We start from the raw sequence: 16,750 nt of genomic DNA, 5'->3' as shown, positions 1-16,750 counted from the left end.
ACAGAGCAGTTAAGCCCGCCCGCGCCGATGGTACTGCAATGCAATGCGGGAGAGTAGGTAGCCGCCTTCTTTGATTTCCGTCCCGGACACTTCCACGGCAGGAGGTTTCCGGGACGGATTCTTTTTTTGGGGGATGTATACTGTACATAAGGATACTGAATATATCAGTACTGTTGTGTGCTTGTCAGAATGTTTTTTGTATATCCGTGAGCACAGTCGCATGAATGTCAAACAGGATTTATTGTATTCATGTCCGTACTTCTATTCTCTGTTATAGACACTGTCTTTGTGCCCTATCCTTTTTTCCTCTTTTACATGTTGCGTATGCTCGAAGTGGTATGGGAGGTCTGTTGTTGCATTCGGATGCGGAATGTTCAGAGCTTGGATTGTTGGGATTAAAAATCGCAAGCCTTGTGAATACTTCTACATCTGAGGATTATTTTGTACTTTTGCATTCAAAGTTTTGAATATAAGAGATATGGGAGAAGATATTTTGGATTTTGGTCCTATTGAGGATAGGATGCAAGGCATTATCAAAGTTATTGGTGTGGGTGGCGGTGGTTGTAACGCCGTACGCAACATGTATGATGAAAAGATTTCCGGTGTAACATTAGCTGTATGTAATACCGATAGCAAATCACTTTCCACTTCTCCTGTTTCCGTCAAAATTTTGCTGGGAGAAGGATTGGGGGCTGGTGGAAAGCCTGAAATCGGTCGTTCTGAAGCAGAAAAGAATATAGCAGATATAGAGCATTTGCTGAACGATGGTACAAAAATGGTGTTTATTACAGCAAGTATGGGAGGCGGAACGGGTACGGGTTCTGCTCCGGTTGTTGCCAGTGTTGCGAAAAAGATGGGTATGTTGACGATAGGTATTGTCACAATACCATTTTGTTTTGAAAAGAAGCAGAAGATAATTCGTGCATTGAAGGGGGTAGACGAGATGCGGAAGAATGTGGATGCCATTCTCATTATCAACAACGAAAGATTGTGTGATGTATATGCAGATACACCTATTTCAGTGAAAGAGTCGTTTGCAAGAGCTGATAATATTCTGAAAGATGCTGTAATGGGTATATCAGAGTTGATAACAGTAAACAGTAATGGCGGTATAGATCTTGACTTTCGCGATGTAGAGACAACAATGCGCGATGGTGGCGGTGCAATTATGGCTATGGGACGTGCAAGTGGAGAGAAACGAGTGGAACGTGCCATACAGGATGCACTTCATTCTCCTCTTTTGTATGGAAGTGATATAAGTAAAGCCAAGCGTATTCTTTTCAATATATATTCCAGTGATGATGCTCCAATCATGGTGCCGGAGATGCAGGAAATAGATAGCTTCTTCGATAGTCTTAATCCTTATATTGAGGTTATATGGGGGATATCAACGGACAACACAATAGGCGAAGACGCTAAAGTCACTATCCTTGCAACGGGCATGGAGGAAGAGCACGATATAGATGAAGAGCTGAAAGATGATGCCTACTACGAAAGTTTGGCATCGCAACTATATAAACCAATCAAGCGGGAAACGGACGAACCTGCGCCCGAACCTGATTTTGTGATTGAAACAGCTCCGGAGCCTGAGCCTTCTGTGACGGAGGAACCTAAACGTCAGCCTACTATCGGAGATAAAATAAAGGAGTGGGTTACAAATATTATTCGAGAAACAGAGGAATAGGAAACAGATGACAGGTAAAAGTATTGAAGAAGTTGCTGTCGAGATTTCCCTGTTAGTAAGAGAAATCGTTGGTGCAGGTCGTAAAGATTTGCTCCTTCAGGCTATAGGATCGTCTTTACTTGAGGAACTGCGCATAGAGGCTGCAAGGGCAAAACTTAGCCGATTGCTGATAACTAAAGACAATCGTTTCATCCTTGTGGACTATAATAAAGAGGTAGAACTTCAGCCTGTTCATAAGGCGGTTTATATGTTGTTTCTCGCCCATCCTGAAGGTATAAGGTTTAAACAATTGGGTGACTATCGGGAAGAACTGACGCGATACTATATGGCAACGGCAAAGATGATGGATAAAGAAAAGATTATGGAGGGAGTCGGCATGCTGGTTAATCCGCTCGACAATTCCATTAACGAGAAGTGTTCGCGCATAAAGAAGACCTTTATGGACTTGATGGACGAGTATTCTGCCAACTATTACATTATTAGTGGACATGCACAGAAACATGTTGCAGGGACATCAAAGGTTTGGTATGAGCGACTTAAGGTTATTACTTTGCCGAGAGAGTTGGTAATAAATGAGACCAATATAATATAAGAGGGAGTGTGGAAAAAGTAAGTTTACCGGGATTATAACATCTTCTCCATAAGAAAGAACTTGCCTTTGCGGTATGTGGCAATGCCGGTTCGGGTATAACCAAGTCTTTTGTATAATGCTGTGGCACTATGGTTTTCTGGAAAACAGTCAAGTCTTATAGATGATGCATTGTTGTTTCTCGCATATTCTTCTATGTGCAGCATAATATAGGTGCCTATACCTTGCTTCTGTAACCGGGCATTTACGCACAGGCGATGTACGATGAAGTATGGTTCTGATATGTTTTTCCAATTTCCGTTTATGTATTCATTGTCACATTCGCTGTTTAAAGTATATGCAGCAGCCGGTAATGTACCATGTCTGGCAATGTACATTTCGCCTTTTATAATATCTTGTCTGATTGTCTCCCTGTCGGGATATATCTCATCCCATTGCAATATGCCGTGTGAAATCATGTCTGCAATGGCGGTCTTGTATATGATATTTATCTCATCAAGGTCATTAAGCAGGGCTTTGTGGAATGATAACTGAGGCATTGCCGTATTGTCCGTTTTATTCATTCATTCTCCTTTCGCACCCCTTTATCATGTTTTTTGCCTGTTTGATGCGTGCTGACAATGTAGGAGTGATTTCGGAAAAACTTTCGTAGAAGGCGACGGCAGAACTGAAATAGTCGCGGGCGTTGGTCCAATCCTCGTTGAACATGTAGCAGAAACCGAGACGATATAGGGCATCACCCTTTTCGTTGTTGAAGCAGACGTTAAGCAGTTTCTCGTAAAGCGGTATGGCTTCTTTGTATTTTTCCAACAGAAAATGGCTCTCGGCGTTGCAGTAATAATATACACTCCTTTCGTGAGGTGCGTAGTTTTCGATGTCCGGAAGCGCCGTGTCAAGATACTTGCAGGCATTCTCATAATCCCATTCATAATAATAGCATACGCCGATATATGCCTTGAAACGCGGGTTCAGGTTATATCTTTTGTCGATTTGGGTAAACAAAATCAAGGCTTCGTGATATTTCCCGCCCGAGAAATATTCCAATGCTTTCCCCAGTTGCTCACTATCTGCCGATTTATCTCTCTGTGCATACGAACAAAGAGTCATTGTCGATACCATGAACAATATGATAAATCTTTTCATTGACAGCAGAGACACTCCCTATTTGGTGTAGAAGTCGATAAGATTGGTGAGCGCATTACGGCAGACGATGCAGAACTCCGGATTTTCATTTGTCCTCATCCTGCAATCCTGTACGCCCCTGTACACGCCGTGCATACTGTATCCCGCACCCTCGAAAAGACCCACTCTACTCTTTATAGTCTCAGGGTTGCCGCTTGGCGGCGTCGGGGTAGGAGTGTCGGAAGGTATGATGTTTTCCCATTTACCGTTGAAGTCTTTCAGTGTCGTGATATTAGGTTCCCATGGCTCAATATCCTTAGGATACATGTCCAGTTGCTCCGTTTCGTAAGCATACTCGTCGGCAAGCCCTCCGAAACTGTGCCCGAACTCATGAACAACCACCGACTTGTATGCCGGATGATGCGTCATCGACAGGTTGTATGAGTTCAATATGCCCCCTCCACCATAGTGTCCGGTGTTTACAAGTATTATGATATGCTCGTATGGAGTGCCGGCAAGGCGGTCGTGTAAGTCCTTTATATTGAGGGTGGTAAGATATCTTTCGCTGTAGAAAGTGTCGAAGTGCGCTCCCAATGCCGTGTTCTTCCATATTCCTTTCGACGGTTCGCTTGTTCCGCTTTCCTCAGATACTGCCTTTACGGCAATGACATTAAACCTGCCTTTCATCGACTTGAGCGGCTCGTGGGCGAACAAGGCCTCGTTGGCAATCTTTGCATCATCGATGAAAGTTCCCATTTCCCCGTCCGTATACCCTTCGGCAATATATGCGATGTTTATACATTTGTCCTTGTTTTCAGCCTCCTGCAGTGTCACGTATGGAGTGACGTTGTGTTCGCCGATATGCCTTATCAGTATGTCAGACGGGACAACCGTGTGTGTGAACGACGCCATTATTTCGCGCCTGTTGTTGCGCAGGTCTACCGTAACTTCCACCGTGTCGAGCGGCATGGGTATGAGAAACACATTCTCGAACGAGCGTCCCGTCCGCTTCGCCTCGGGGTATGTGAGCCATTCCTGAAACAAAGTCGAGAACGAGTTGCGGTATATTGTCTGTCCGTCTCTGACACTTTTCACCGTTATCTGCCCGTTTCCTTCCACCGGAACCTCTGCCAACCTGTCGTGTTTGCCATACCAGCCCGGTATTACGCTTAACTTGTCTACATATATATCCTGCCTCTCAGCGTTTCCCGAGAATGTGTAGTCTATGCGCAATGTCCTTTCCGAGAAATATTTCCCAAAGTCTTCCGCATGCAAAAGCGTACAGCCTGCCAGCAGGTACACCACCGCCATTATCTTGTAAATTCCTCTTTTCATAGTCAGAATGAAATGTTTTTTATCAGTTTTTGTATGTAGTCGCGCTGCCAGTCGCCTGTGTGCAGCCTTGTATCGTTGAATTTCAATATGTCTATGTCTATTGCTATAATTCCTTTCATAGAGTTTTCCGCCGTGCGCCCTATGCACCTCTCGATATATTTCAGGTTGCTTTCCACCGCCGCCATGTCGTCGCGCGACTTTATATGGCACAGACAATTAAGGAATTTCTCCGATTTCATTCCCACCGGTTCTGTCCATAAAGCCTCTGTAAACTCGGCAAAAGGAAACATCTCCCCAATCATTTTTACGGCAAGTATGATGTTTCTTGCCTGATCCGTGTTGCTTCCCAATGAGATGATAATGTTGTTCATACAATCGGAAAACCCTCTTTTTGCTACTCTTCAGAGTCTGCCGTGCGCAGTATTATGCTTGTGGCGCCGATGGTAAACAGCGAGCCGTCGTATATTATCCGGCGCTCCCGGTCGCCCAAAATCTCGTTGTCCACAAATGTTCCCGTGTAGCTCGGACCGTCGCGAAGCACATATTTAAGATTTCCTTTCTTGTCGCGCGACACGTTTATCACGCAGTGGTTCATGTCAATACTCGGATCGTTTGTCTCTATCGGCGTGTTGGCGGCACTTCCCTTCATGTACCTTCCTATGCTGTTGTCGCCGTATTGCAGCGGTATCACCTGCTTGTAATGAAACACGTTCTCTATGACAACTATCGAACCGAAGCCCTTTTCGTTTGCCTGTTCGTCGTGCTTCTCGTCGTGCGGTCTGTCTTTCAGTTTTGAAACACCTATGCGTATTCCGAACTGCTTTCCACACTCCGTGCACTCGAATACGAGCGACTGCCCGTCCTTGTATTTCGTTTCGTCAAACGTGATAAAGTTATCACACTTCGGACACCTTACTCTTTTCATCCTAATTCCTTACCCTGTAGACCCATACGTCGCTGAAGCTCTCGTCTTTCTTCATGCTGTTCATCGCGGCGTAAGCATCCTTTTCCTTACCATATCTGCCGGCAATCACCTTTACACCGTTCCTTTCCTTAAGCACGGTGGCGCTGTCAACCCCGTTCTTGCGCAGTTTTGCGGCAAACTCCTCCGCATTCTTCTTTGTTATGCGCGAAGCCAATACTATGCAATAATAATCTTTCTGTATCTCTTTCTGCTCCGCTTCCGTCTCTACGGCATTGTCTTCCGCCGCAACAGGTTGGCTCTTTACATCCGTCTTTTCCGTTGTTTCGGTTGCGGGTGCCTTGTCCGTTGCCTTGATATTGTCGATGTCTCCCAGCGTCACATCCTTAGGCATAAGCCTGTAAATCACGCCATTCTCAATCTTTCCCATCTGCACTCCCGGCTGCTTGTCCGAACCAAGAGGTGTGGAAATAAGGAAAAAAGCAATAACGGCAACGATGAAAGCCACCGCGTTGCGTATGGCGTTAACCCTTATGCTTATAGTCCTTTCCCCGTTCTCTTCCGCATCTGCCGGTGCCGCATCGTCTTCTTTCATTACGATGTCCTCAGCCTTTACGGGAGCGGTGTTTACGGTTATTGCCGGTATGTCTTTGCCGTTGTCGCATACATCTATTTCAAACGATGACAGACCGTAAAGACTCGGTGTCAGTATTCCTGCCTCGCATGGTGTGAAATCGTATGTCCCGTTGCCGCTAAACGCCAGCACACCGATATTGTTGAGGGTGTATTCACCGTCTCTCTCCATATACTTTTTAAGCACACTGACCTCCTGTCTTATGCGGTTCTCCGCCTCCGGGTAACTTAAATCGTATGCTTCTGTATATGAATGTATTAACAACGAGTCGTTCATGTCAAGCTTCGGGTTGAACCCAACGGTTCGCATGGGAGGGAAAAACCTGTTTTCCACGTCATCGTAGCACGCATCAACATGATGTGCCACGAAGCCTCCAAGCCCCGGAACAATTACACAGTCGTTGTTCAACAGTAATATTTCGATATGTCTTTCCAGTTCAATCACAAATGCAAATTTACTCCTTTTTATTTAATTGAACAAATTAAGTGGGCGTTAAAAATAAACATATATGGATAAAAAATAGTAAGATGTGGAATGACGTTGTCGTTGAACGGATATCGGAAGTAACCGTGTGTATGTGTTGCAACAGTACCGCGGTATAGGCTTTGTCATTGTCTTGCATGCTCTTACGTATTGTTTCTTGATGTGTTGTTGGTTGTTCTGCCCGCAAAATAACGAAAGTTTGACGATTATATAAACCTCTCCGGGGGATGTTTCAAAATAAAATATGTCCCTACAGCGTGGATGAATGATTGTTCAGACACGCCCTTCAAGGGGTGGTTCGTAATATAGTATAGAATATGAATTCATCGAATTCATGTTAAGATACATATTCGGGCGGTTTTAGATACGGCATTTCTTTTATTGTTAATTTGTGTTTACGACCGTTAACCGCAAGTCTTCTCTTTTTATTCGGCAAAACATTCAAAATAGAAGTGCGCCATGCACAAATGTCATGTTTTGTGCATTGATTTCTTGTCTATGCCATATAAAAATGCCAAATATGTTGCACAGACAGTCGTTATGTGTGCAATAAAATGCCGGATTGTACACTTTTTAACATCTCTTTGGCATCTTATGCGCCCTTTTTACTGTTCTTCAAAAGCGTGAAAATGCCCTTTTTGTGCATAACCCATAGTTTTACACATCGTAAAGCTATGCTTTTTGCAGCATAACACATAGTGTTTTGTGTGCAAAGTGCGCCACTTTGCACTCAGAAATGCCGCCTTTTACGTTCCAATATGCCGCATATTGCAGTCTAATATGCCGCCTTTTGCATCCTAAAGTGGTGCACTTTGCATTTTTATACCCTTATTTGTGCATAATCGGGCGGTAACTTGACAAATCATAGCAGTCTGCATCGTTTTCGTTCATAATATACTTGCCGAGATTTCAATGTATGGAAACTTGTCCTTGTAAGTTTGAAAATATGCCGGAAATACGAAGTATAATGTTAAAATGTAGTTTATGAAATGTTAACGAGTGTTTATATCGTGAGCTGTTCCTCTATGTTATTTACGCTTTTCAAATGCCTTGTACCGACAAAACACATGTTTTTATATCATGTATAAGATATGATTACCGAATATTATTATTACTTTTGCATACAAAATTTACTGTTATGACTTATAATGAAACCGAAATCAAGGGCGTATATGTAATAGAGCCGCGTGTGTTCAACGACAGCCGTGGATATTTTTTCGAGGCATTCAAGCAGGAAGAGTTTGACGAACATATCGGCGGAGTGAAGTTTGTTCAAGACAATGAATCGAAGTCGGGCAGGGGAGTCCTGCGCGGTCTTCACTATCAGAAGGGCGAACATTCGCAGGCAAAGCTGGTGCGTGTAATCAAAGGCAGGGTGCTTGATGTGGCTGTGGATATACGTAAAGGTTCGGAAACATTCGGAAAACATGTCATGGTAGAACTGAGTGAGGACAACAAACGCCAGTTCTTCATTCCGCGCGGCTTTGCACACGGTTTCCTTGTGCTCAGCGATGAAGCAATATTTACATATAAGGTGGATAACGTATACGCGCCGCAGAGCGAGGCGTCCATAAGGTTCGACGACCCCGATCTGGGTATAGAGTGGCCCATGGCAGCGGATGAGATACAGACAAGCGAGAAGGACATGAACGCCAAGTGGCTGAAAGACGCCGAGGTTTTTGAATGATAGGTGGATGAGCGAACAGGCTCTACATACTTATAAATATATACGTTTGATTTTGAACATCTGATTATTAGTATATGAATATAGCAATTGTCGGCACGGGATATGTAGGACTTGTGTCCGGAGCCTGCTTTGCAGACACCGGCGCCAACGTGACTTGCGTGGATGTAGACGCCGCCAAGATTGACGCCTTGCGGCAGGGAAACATACCTATATACGAGCCGGGACTTGACGACCTTGTCGTGAAGAACATGAAAGCGGGCAGACTTAAGTTCACCACATCGCTGGCAGACGTTCTCGACAGCCAGCAGATAGTGTTCTCTGCTGTGGGCACTCCGCCCGATGAGGACGGCAGCGCCGACTTGAAATACGTTCTGCAGGTGGCAAGAACCATAGGCAGGAACCTCAACAAATATGTTGTTGTCGTGACGAAGAGCACCGTTCCCGTGGGCACGGCACGCAAGGTGCGCGCCGTTATACAGGAAGAACTCGACAGGCGCGGCGTGGATATACCGTTCGATGTGGCAAGCAATCCGGAGTTTCTCAAGGAAGGTTCGGCGATAAAAGACTTCATGAGTCCCGACAGAGTTGTGGTGGGCGTGGAGAGCGAGAAGGCAAAAAAGCTGCTCACCAAGCTGTATAAGCCGTTTCTGATAAACAACTTCCGTGTGATATTCATGGACATACCAAGTGCCGAGATGACGAAATATGCCGCCAACTCGATGCTTGCCACGCGCATAAGCTTCATGAACGACATTGCCAACCTTTGCGAACTTGTCGGCGCAGACGTCAATATGGTGCGTGCCGGCATCGGGTCCGACGGGCGTATAGGGCGCAAGTTCCTTTATGCCGGATGCGGTTACGGAGGCTCATGCTTCCCAAAAGATGTAAAGGCGCTCATCCATACGGCAGACGGCAACGGCTATTCCATGGAAGTGCTCAAGGCTGTGGAGCGTGTAAACGAGAGGCAGAAAAGCATATTGTTCGAGAAACTGTGCCGCGTATACGGCGCTGACGGACTGAAAGGGCTTACCGTGTCGCTGTGGGGACTGGCTTTCAAGCCCGAGACCGACGACATGCGCGAGTCGACAGCGCTTGTAATGATAGAAAAGCTGCTGGATGCCGGCTGCTCACTGCGTGTCTACGACCCCGTGGCAATGGACGAGTGCAGGCGCAGGGTGGGCGACCGCGTGACGTATTGCAAGGACATGTACGACGCCGTTCTTGACTCCGATGCCCTGTTGCTGCTCACTGAGTGGAAAGAGTTCAGGCTTCCGTGCTGGGAAGTCATCGCAAAGGCGATGAACAACCGTGTCGTGATAGACGGACGAAACATCTATGATGCGGAGGAACTGGAGGAAAACGGATTTAAATATCTTTGTATAGGAAAATGAAAAACAGTATCATAGCCATACTGTCTGTCATTATGCTTGCCGCGTGTGAAGGCAAGAAGCAAGTTTATACTGAACCGGAAGAGGACAAAGAGGCTAAGTCCGACCTTCAGGGTATATGGGTGGATGCCGACGAGAGCAGCGTTGTGTTCCGTATCAGCGGCGATACAATATATTATCCCGACTCGGCAAGTGTTCCGGTAAAGTTCATTATATGCAGGGACACGATGGTTCTGCAAGGTGCAAACGTGTACAAATACATAATAACCCGCCGCGATCATGACTCTTTTGACTTCAAGAACTACAACGGCGACATAGTGAAACTGGTGAGAAGTACAAACTCGTACGACTCTCTTCAGTTTGTCCGCAGGGCGGAAGTGTCGCTTAACCAGCGCAAGGTGATAAAGCGTGATACCGTCGTTGCGCGCGGCGACGTGAAATATCACTGCTATGTGCAGGTGAACCCTACTACATACAAGGTTTTCAAGACCTCGTATAACGATGAGGGGCTTGCCGTGGAGAACATCTATTACGACAACACCATTCATATAAGCATATTCAAGTCGGGTGTGAAGATATATTCGAGAGACTTTGCAAAGAAAGACTTTGCAGACAAAGTTCCGCCGGAGTTTCTCAGTCAGAGCATATTGAGCGACATGAACCTTAAGAATGTCGGTGACGAAGGCTTCTGTTACACTGCCGAACTGGCTGTTCCCGACAGTTATATAAGCTTTATTGTAGAGGTGACAGTGACGGACAAGGGCAAGGTGAGCATGCAGGTTAGGAATTGAAAAGAACAATATTTTTAGTCGTATTCTCCTCCATGTAGGGACATATTCTTGTATTTGTCCGCACGCCTCAAATAGGCGTTCTTTATACCAGTCACACAGATAAAGGGGACGAAACAACAAGGTTTTTTGTATTGAAAACTTTAATTTCTTATCTGAACGCTTCTTCGAAGCGTGCGGACAAATACAAGAATATGTCCCTACATGGAGGAGAATACGACTAAAGTTCGACGAATTCACATACCCTTTTTATTGCAAATTTCCCCTTGTCTCCTTTTATCTTCTTATATTATTATTTCCTTCTATTAAGAAACTCCTTTGCCTTTTCCAGGTCTTCCGGTGTGTCTATTCCTATTGTTTCCACATCGGTCAATCCCACCTTGATGCGATATCCGTTCTGCAACCAACGCAGCTGCTCCAGGCTTTCGGCAATCTCCAATGACGATTGCGGCAGACGTGTTATCTCCTCCAGCACCTTTGTGCGGTAGGCATACAGCCCTATGTGCTTAAGAAACGGGAACTTGCCGAGCCATTCCGCTTTCTCCACATTTCTTATATAAGGTATTATGCTGCGGCTGAAGTACATGGCATAGCCGTTGTTGTCGGTGATAAGCTTGGGCGAGTTGGGGTTCTCAAGATCCGCAAAGTCCTGCTTTTCCGTAAAAGGTTTGCCCAGTGTGGCTATCTGTGTGTCCCCGTCTTCAAAACATCTGCATACCGTTTCAATCTGTGTGGCATGTATGAAAGGCTCGTCGCCCTGTATGTTTATCACCACATCGAAGTCTCCTCCGATTTTCTTCACAGCCTCTTCTATACGGTCGGTGCCGCTTTTATGGCACGCGGATGTCATCACCGCCTTTCCTCCGAAGCCTTCCACGGCGTTGAAAATCCTGTCATCGTCCGTGGCGACATATACGTTTTCAAGCACTTTCGACGTCTGTTCGTAAACACGTTGTATGATTGTCTTGCCGTCGAGCATGGCAAGCGGCTTGCCCGGAAAGCGCGTTGAGGCGTATCGTGCGGGTATTATTCCTATGAATTTCATAATCTTCTAAATGGTATTTGATAACATTGCAAAGTTACTAATAATTATCAATTATGGTTTGTATATCATCAATTTTTATAAAATAGTTTTGCCGAATGGTGCTTTTTTACTAATTTTGGAGGAAGAATTATAATTTGGACTAATCGTGAAAAATAATATATTAATACTGTTAATGCTGTTAAACCCGTTTGTTTGTCTTGCACAGAAGATCACTTTGGGCTCTTGTGTGACAAAGGACGGCGGACAGTATAAGGGTGAGATGTTCCAGGGAAAACCCCACGGAAAGGGCAATACCGTGTTCAAGAACGGCGATACTTACGAGGGAGAGTATGTCAAGGGAAAGCGTCAGGGCTACGGCGTCTATACGTTCTCTGACGGTGAGAAATATGAAGGCGAGTGGTTTCAGGACCAGCAGCACGGTCGCGGAACATATTATTTCATGAACAACAACAGGTATGAAGGTCTTTGGTTCCGTGATTACCAGCAGGGACACGGCATAATGTACTATTATAACGGTGACAAGTACGACGGTAACTGGTATCAGGACAAGAGAACCGGCAAGGGACGCTATACCTATGCCAACGGAGCATACTACAATGGCGAGTGGAAGGATGACAAGAAAAACGGCAACGGCTTCTTTGACTGGAAAGACGGTACCACATACGACGGCTCATGGGCAAACAACCAGAGGTCGGGAATGGGGGTCAACAAATATGCCGACGGCGACACATATACCGGAAACTGGCAGGACGACGTGCAGAACGGCAGAGGTATATACAAGTTCAAGAACGGTGACGTGTTTGAAGGCACGTATGTACGCGGCAAACGCACGGGAGAGGGCATCTTCAAGTTTGCCAACGGCGACCGCTATACGGGCAACTTCAACAACGGAGACAAGGAAGGGCACGGCACGTTCGTATGGAAAAACGGAGATACTTACACCGGCGGCTGGGGGCATGACATGCAGAACGGTCACGGCAAACTTGTAAAGAAAAACGGCGATACCTACGAAGGGACTTTCAAGGACGGGCTTTTTGACGGTCAGATGATTATCTATTACTCTGACGGTTCGAAGTTCAAGGGTACTTATTCTTCGGGAAAGAGAAACGGACCGGCAATAGAGGTGGATAAGAACGGCGTGCGCTTTGAAGGTTCTTACAGGGATGACAAACGCAACGGCAAGTATATAGAGAAGGACCGCGACGGGAAGATAATATCGCAGGGTGTATATACCGACGGGCGGAAGAACTGATGCCGGTGCCTTGTTGCATGTTACCGCATTTTTTATTGTATATAAATTGTTTAATCAAAAAATAACGACTATGATTATTGACACTCTTGACAATCTTAAGAACTATGAGTCTTTAAATCCTTTATTCAAGGATGTTGTCGAATTTCTTAAAGCTAATGACCTTAATACTCTTGGTGAAGGCAAGACCATGATAAAAGGTGCAGACCTCTTTGTAAACATACAGGTGGCAAAAGGCAAGACAAAAGAAGAGGCAAAGCTCGAGACCCACAAGAAGATGATAGATATACAGATACCGCTGAGCACATCGGAAACTTTCGGCTATACACCGCTTTGCGGTCTGCCCGATGCCGAATACAATGCAGAGAAGGACATTACAAAGTATGAAGGGCTTGCCGATACATACGTAACTCTCAAACCGGGCGAGTTTGCCATATTCTTTCCGCAGGACGGACATGCACCCTGTGTGTCGGAAGAGGCAACGATACGCAAGGCGATATTCAAGGTTTTGGCATAGAAGCAGTACTTTGTCCACATCATTTAATGTTTAATTTAACGAAAGGATAATCATGGCTGCTAAAACAAATAAGCCAAAGACAGTTTCCGGTAAGGCTGCCGGAAAACGGACAGTGAAGAAAGTAAAGCATATAGGTCTTGTGGCTAAGGATGGTTATCTTGAACCGTTTGAGGAGGCTATACGCGGACGTCATGAGCACGCCTTATATAAAATAGGTCAGTTTACGCGTGGCGGAAAGAAGACACTTGAGGACTTTGCAAGCGGTTACGACTATTACGGGCTTCATAAAACAGCCCGCGGCTGGGTGTTCCGCGAGTGGGCGCCCAATGCAACGGAGCTGTATCTCATAGGCGACTTTAACGGCTGGCAGAAAGCAGACAAGTATAAGGCAAAGCGCATTGAGGGCACAGGCAACTGGGAACTGAAGCTCCCTGCCAAAGCTCTTAAGCATGGCGACCTTTACAAGATGTGCGTATGCTGGAACGGAGGTGAGGGAGAGCGTATCCCCGCGTGGGCACGGCGTGTGATACAGGATGAGGAAACGAAGATTTTCTCTGCACAGGTGTGGGAACCGGAGGCTCCGTATGTGTGGAAAAAGAAGAAGTTCCGTCCCGTAAAAAGCCCGTTGCTCATTTATGAGTGCCATATCGGCATGGGGCAGGATGCGGAGAAAGTGGGCACATACGCCGAATTCCGTGACAACGTATTGCCGCGTATCATAAAGGACGGATACAACTGCATACAGATAATGGCGGTGCAGGAGCATCCTTACTATGGCTCTTTCGGCTATCATGTCAGCAGTTTCTTTGCGGCGTCGAGCCGTTTCGGAACTCCAGAGGATTTGAAGTCGCTCATCGATACCGCACATCAGAACGGCATAGCCGTGATAATGGACATCGTGCACAGCCATGCCGTGAAGAACGAAGTGGAAGGTCTCGGCAATCTTGCAGGCGATCCCAACCAGTATTTCTATCCGGGAGGGCGTCATGAACATCCGGCATGGGACAGCCTGTGCTTTGACTATGGCAAGGACGAGGTCATTCATTTCCTGTTGAGCAACTGCAAGTTCTGGCTTAAGGAGTACAACTTCGACGGTTTCCGTTTCGACGGTGTGACATCGATGCTCTATTACAGTCATGGTCTTGGTGAGGCTTTCTGCGGATATCAGGACTATTTCAACGGCGGGCAGGACGACAATGCAATATGCTATCTCACGCTTGCGAACAAGCTTATACACGAGGTCAATCCCAATGCAATAACCATTGCCGAGGAGGTAAGCGGCATGCCGGGACTTGCAGCAAAGTTTGAAGACGGCGGATACGGCTTTGACTACCGCATGGCGATGAACATTCCCGATTATTGGATAAAGACCATAAAGGAGCTTAGGGACGAGGACTGGAAGCCGAGCAGCATATTTTGGGAGGTGAAGAACAGGCGTGCCGATGAGAAAACCATCAGCTATTGTGAGAGTCACGACCAGGCTTTGGTTGGCGATAAGACGATAATCTTCAGACTTATCGATGCCGATATGTACTGGCATTTCAAGAAAGGAGACGAGAACGGCACTGCCCATCGCGGCATAGCCCTGCATAAGATGATAAGACTTGTCACGGCTGCCACGATAAACGGCGGATATCTCAACTTCATGGGCAATGAGTTCGGACATCCCGAGTGGATAGACTTCCCTCGTGAAGGTAACGGCTGGAGCCATAAGTATGCACGCAGGCAGTGGAATCTGGTGGACAACAAGGAACTGTGCTATCACTATCTTGGCGATTTCGACCGTGAGATGCTTGAGACAATAAAGTCCGAGAAAGGCTTTATCAAGACTCCCGTCCGGGAGATATGGCACAACGACGGCGACCAGATATTGGCTTTCATGCGCGGCGACCTCCTTTTTGTGTTCAATTTCAGCCCCACGCGCTCGTTTACAGATTATGGTTTCCTTGTACCCACGGGCTCTTACGATGTGGTATTGAACACTGATGCCGTTGAGTTTGGAGGAAACGGACTGGCGGACGACACCGTTTCGCATCTTACAACCTATGACGCCCTGTATGTGGAGGAACGCAAGGAATGGCTTAAGTTGTATATCCCCGCACGTTCGGCGGTGGTGTTGAGAAAGAACTGACGGCATGGCAAGACGTCGGGTAAGATATTCGGACAAGGACAATGGCAGCATTATATTACGTATAATGTGCGCTGTTGTCTTTTGTGTTTCAGCCTTTCTGTATCTTTTTGTTTATCAGCAGGATGTTATTGCATTGAGACTGTCACGGCTTTTTGACGGTGACGGATACTACGTTCCGCTTGTTTTTTCTGTCTTCGGAGTGCTTGCGTGCCAGGTTTTGCAACTTGTGTGTCTGCATGTCTTCAGGCATGAGAAGCCGTTGTGTGCCGTTACGTATTTCCCTTCGCTTGCCTTGCTTTGGCTCATTGCCGAATTTGATGTCTCCGATGCAGGCGGATGGGCGGTGCTTCTGACACTTGTTCTCATGCCGTTTGTCTTGATGTTCATGCTTGGAAGACATGGTTTCTTTATGTGGCAAGTACGGCATGTGCGGACATTGTCGCGCAGGATGTGGATAAATGTAATGTTTCTGTCAGCAGGATTTATTCTTATTTCATGTTGCAGCAACTACGATGATGTCATGCGTTTTCGTCTCAAAGTCGAAAGGATGATAGCTTCCGGCAGGTATGATAAGGCGTTGGGTGCAGGATATTATGCCGCTGATACGGACGCAAGTCTTACAATGCTGCGCATATATGCATTGTCCAAGAGCAACAGACTGGGAGAAAGGCTTTTCGGATATTCCCTTTCCGGAGGCAGCGGTGCATTGTTGCCCGACGGAAAAGATGTGAAATTCCTGTTGCTTGATGATGCTCTCGTCTATGGATATGTGGGTCTTGACGCGGCGGAATATCGCGGCTTTTCCGCACTGAAACATCGTTTCTTTAAAGAAAAGGGCTGTAACGGTCCTTTGGCGGACTATGTTCTTTGCGGTTATCTGTTGGATAAAAATCTCGAAGGTTTCGTGAAGTCTCTTCTGGCATGTGGCATAAAGGACTTCTCTTCATTGCCGCGTCATTATCGTGAGGCTCTTGTTTTATATTGCCGCACACGTTCCGGACATATACTTACATATAAGAATGAAGCCATGGATGCCGACTATGCCGACATGCAGGCTTTGGGAAAGAAGTATATGCTGTCGCCAAAGGAACGCCATTCTGCCGTGAAAGACGCTTACGGCAGAACATACTGGTATTATTATTACTATGTAAACTGACAGGGGCTGCGGCTGTTTAC

16 protein-coding genes are annotated in these 16,750 nt (G+C 46.2%); 9 read left to right on the top strand and 7 right to left on the bottom strand.

Annotated elements, in window-relative coordinates; genetic code table 11:
* Positions 1-478: 478 nt before the first annotated feature.
* Together ftsZ and HPS54_RS10895 are read left to right on the top strand one after the other, a co-directional pair.
* Positions 479-1,684 carry a cell division protein FtsZ gene (gene ftsZ, locus HPS54_RS10900; protein ID WP_172345478.1) on the top strand — a complete coding sequence of 402 codons (1,206 nt, stop codon included), beginning with the start codon at positions 479-481 and terminating at the stop codon, positions 1,682-1,684.
* 7 nt (positions 1,685-1,691) lie between these two features.
* Positions 1,692-2,276 (top strand): hypothetical protein, encoded by a 585-nt coding sequence (locus tag HPS54_RS10895; RefSeq protein WP_172345477.1) that lies wholly within the window; start codon positions 1,692-1,694, stop codon positions 2,274-2,276.
* A gap of 32 nt (positions 2,277-2,308) precedes the next feature.
* Here HPS54_RS10895 and HPS54_RS10890 read toward each other — a convergent pair whose 3' ends face one another.
* Genes HPS54_RS10890 through HPS54_RS10865 form a run of 6 tightly spaced genes read right to left on the bottom strand, consistent with a single transcriptional unit; the run spans position 2,309 to position 6,730 of the window.
* Positions 2,309-2,836, bottom strand: a complete 528-nt coding sequence (locus tag HPS54_RS10890) for a GNAT family N-acetyltransferase (protein ID WP_172345476.1) — start codon at positions 2,834-2,836, stop codon at positions 2,309-2,311.
* Entirely contained in the window at positions 2,829-3,416 is a 588-nt protein-coding gene (locus HPS54_RS10885; protein ID WP_172345475.1) for a tetratricopeptide repeat protein, read from the bottom strand. Before HPS54_RS10885 ends, HPS54_RS10890 begins: the two co-directional genes overlap by 8 nt.
* An 18-nt stretch (positions 3,417-3,434) precedes the next feature.
* Complete coding sequence (locus HPS54_RS10880) at positions 3,435-4,706, bottom strand: M64 family metallopeptidase (protein ID WP_420907321.1); 1,272 nt, start codon at positions 4,704-4,706, stop codon at positions 3,435-3,437.
* Between the two features lie 26 nt (positions 4,707-4,732).
* Positions 4,733-5,101, bottom strand: coding sequence for a 2-amino-4-hydroxy-6-hydroxymethyldihydropteridine diphosphokinase (locus HPS54_RS10875; RefSeq protein WP_172345473.1), 369 nt, complete (start codon positions 5,099-5,101; stop codon positions 4,733-4,735).
* 23 nt (positions 5,102-5,124) lie between these two features.
* A complete protein-coding gene (locus tag HPS54_RS10870) occupies positions 5,125-5,655 on the bottom strand; it encodes an FHA domain-containing protein (protein ID WP_172345472.1) in 531 nt (176 codons plus the stop codon).
* Position 5,656: 1 nt separating this feature from the next.
* Positions 5,657-6,730 carry an HU domain-containing protein gene (locus tag HPS54_RS10865; RefSeq protein ID WP_287229049.1) on the bottom strand — a complete coding sequence of 358 codons (1,074 nt, stop codon included), beginning with the start codon at positions 6,728-6,730 and terminating at the stop codon, positions 5,657-5,659.
* A gap of 1,177 nt (positions 6,731-7,907) precedes the next feature.
* Between HPS54_RS10865 and rfbC the strand changes: the two genes are divergently transcribed.
* From rfbC to HPS54_RS10850, 3 genes are all read left to right on the top strand, one after another.
* The gene (gene rfbC / locus HPS54_RS10860; RefSeq protein WP_172345471.1) at positions 7,908-8,456 is read left to right on the top strand and encodes a dTDP-4-dehydrorhamnose 3,5-epimerase; all 549 of its coding nucleotides are present in this window, start codon (positions 7,908-7,910) and stop codon (positions 8,454-8,456) included.
* 74 nt (positions 8,457-8,530) lie between these two features.
* Positions 8,531-9,847 carry a UDP-glucose dehydrogenase family protein gene (locus tag HPS54_RS10855; protein WP_172345470.1) on the top strand — a complete coding sequence of 439 codons (1,317 nt, stop codon included), beginning with the start codon at positions 8,531-8,533 and terminating at the stop codon, positions 9,845-9,847.
* The gene (locus tag HPS54_RS10850; RefSeq protein WP_172345469.1) at positions 9,844-10,635 is read left to right on the top strand and encodes a DUF4738 domain-containing protein; all 792 of its coding nucleotides are present in this window, start codon (positions 9,844-9,846) and stop codon (positions 10,633-10,635) included. Before HPS54_RS10855 ends, HPS54_RS10850 begins: the two co-directional genes overlap by 4 nt.
* A 289-nt stretch (positions 10,636-10,924) precedes the next feature.
* Here HPS54_RS10850 and kdsB read toward each other — a convergent pair whose 3' ends face one another.
* Positions 10,925-11,677, bottom strand: coding sequence for a 3-deoxy-manno-octulosonate cytidylyltransferase (kdsB, locus tag HPS54_RS10845; protein WP_172345468.1), 753 nt, complete (start codon positions 11,675-11,677; stop codon positions 10,925-10,927).
* A 145-nt stretch (positions 11,678-11,822) separates the two neighbouring features.
* Between kdsB and HPS54_RS10840 the strand changes: the two genes are divergently transcribed.
* The 4 genes from HPS54_RS10840 to HPS54_RS10825 all read left to right on the top strand — a co-directional run bounded on the left by HPS54_RS10840 (position 11,823) and on the right by HPS54_RS10825 (position 16,730).
* Entirely contained in the window at positions 11,823-12,929 is a 1,107-nt protein-coding gene (locus tag HPS54_RS10840; protein WP_288146203.1) for an MORN repeat-containing protein, read from the top strand.
* A 70-nt stretch (positions 12,930-12,999) separates the two neighbouring features.
* Entirely contained in the window at positions 13,000-13,443 is a 444-nt protein-coding gene (locus HPS54_RS10835) for a NanQ anomerase/TabA/YiaL family protein (RefSeq protein WP_172345467.1), read from the top strand.
* Between the two features lie 52 nt (positions 13,444-13,495).
* On the top strand, positions 13,496-15,574 hold the full coding sequence (locus HPS54_RS10830) for an alpha amylase C-terminal domain-containing protein (protein WP_172345466.1): 2,079 nt from the start codon (positions 13,496-13,498) through the stop codon (positions 15,572-15,574).
* A gap of 4 nt (positions 15,575-15,578) precedes the next feature.
* Positions 15,579-16,730: a DUF6057 family protein gene (locus tag HPS54_RS10825; protein ID WP_172345465.1), complete on the top strand. Its 1,152-nt coding sequence runs from the start codon at positions 15,579-15,581 to the stop codon at positions 16,728-16,730.
* Positions 16,731-16,750 lie beyond the last annotated feature (20 nt).

The organism is Xylanibacter caecicola, assembly GCF_013166515.1.
In the GTDB taxonomy this organism is placed as follows: domain Bacteria; phylum Bacteroidota; class Bacteroidia; order Bacteroidales; family Bacteroidaceae; genus Prevotella; species Prevotella caecicola.
The sequence above is the reverse complement of the archived record's forward strand: the minus strand, read 5'-3'. Positions and strand labels throughout refer to the sequence as shown.

What these genes read in the sequence shown, in the direction of transcription:
- ftsZ (WP_172345478.1), top strand. Translation starts at nt 479, where the DNA reads ATGGGAGAAGATATTTTGGATTTTGGTCCTATTGAGGATAGGATGCAA.
- HPS54_RS10895 (WP_172345477.1), top strand. Translation starts at nt 1,692, where the DNA reads ATGACAGGTAAAAGTATTGAAGAAGTTGCTGTCGAGATTTCCCTGTTA.
- HPS54_RS10890 (WP_172345476.1), bottom strand. Translation starts at nt 2,836, where the DNA reads ATGAATAAAACGGACAATACGGCAATGCCTCAGTTATCATTCCACAAA.
- HPS54_RS10885 (WP_172345475.1), bottom strand. Translation starts at nt 3,416, where the DNA reads ATGAAAAGATTTATCATATTGTTCATGGTATCGACAATGACTCTTTGT.
- HPS54_RS10880 (WP_420907321.1), bottom strand. Translation starts at nt 4,706, where the DNA reads ATGGCGGTGGTGTACCTGCTGGCAGGCTGTACGCTTTTGCATGCGGAA.
- HPS54_RS10875 (WP_172345473.1), bottom strand. Translation starts at nt 5,101, where the DNA reads ATGAACAACATTATCATCTCATTGGGAAGCAACACGGATCAGGCAAGA.
- HPS54_RS10870 (WP_172345472.1), bottom strand. Translation starts at nt 5,655, where the DNA reads ATGAAAAGAGTAAGGTGTCCGAAGTGTGATAACTTTATCACGTTTGAC.
- rfbC (WP_172345471.1), top strand. Translation starts at nt 7,908, where the DNA reads ATGACTTATAATGAAACCGAAATCAAGGGCGTATATGTAATAGAGCCG.
- HPS54_RS10855 (WP_172345470.1), top strand. Translation starts at nt 8,531, where the DNA reads ATGAATATAGCAATTGTCGGCACGGGATATGTAGGACTTGTGTCCGGA.
- HPS54_RS10850 (WP_172345469.1), top strand. Translation starts at nt 9,844, where the DNA reads ATGAAAAACAGTATCATAGCCATACTGTCTGTCATTATGCTTGCCGCG.
- kdsB (WP_172345468.1), bottom strand. Translation starts at nt 11,677, where the DNA reads ATGAAATTCATAGGAATAATACCCGCACGATACGCCTCAACGCGCTTT.
- HPS54_RS10835 (WP_172345467.1), top strand. Translation starts at nt 13,000, where the DNA reads ATGATTATTGACACTCTTGACAATCTTAAGAACTATGAGTCTTTAAAT.
- HPS54_RS10830 (WP_172345466.1), top strand. Translation starts at nt 13,496, where the DNA reads ATGGCTGCTAAAACAAATAAGCCAAAGACAGTTTCCGGTAAGGCTGCC.
- HPS54_RS10825 (WP_172345465.1), top strand. Translation starts at nt 15,579, where the DNA reads ATGGCAAGACGTCGGGTAAGATATTCGGACAAGGACAATGGCAGCATT.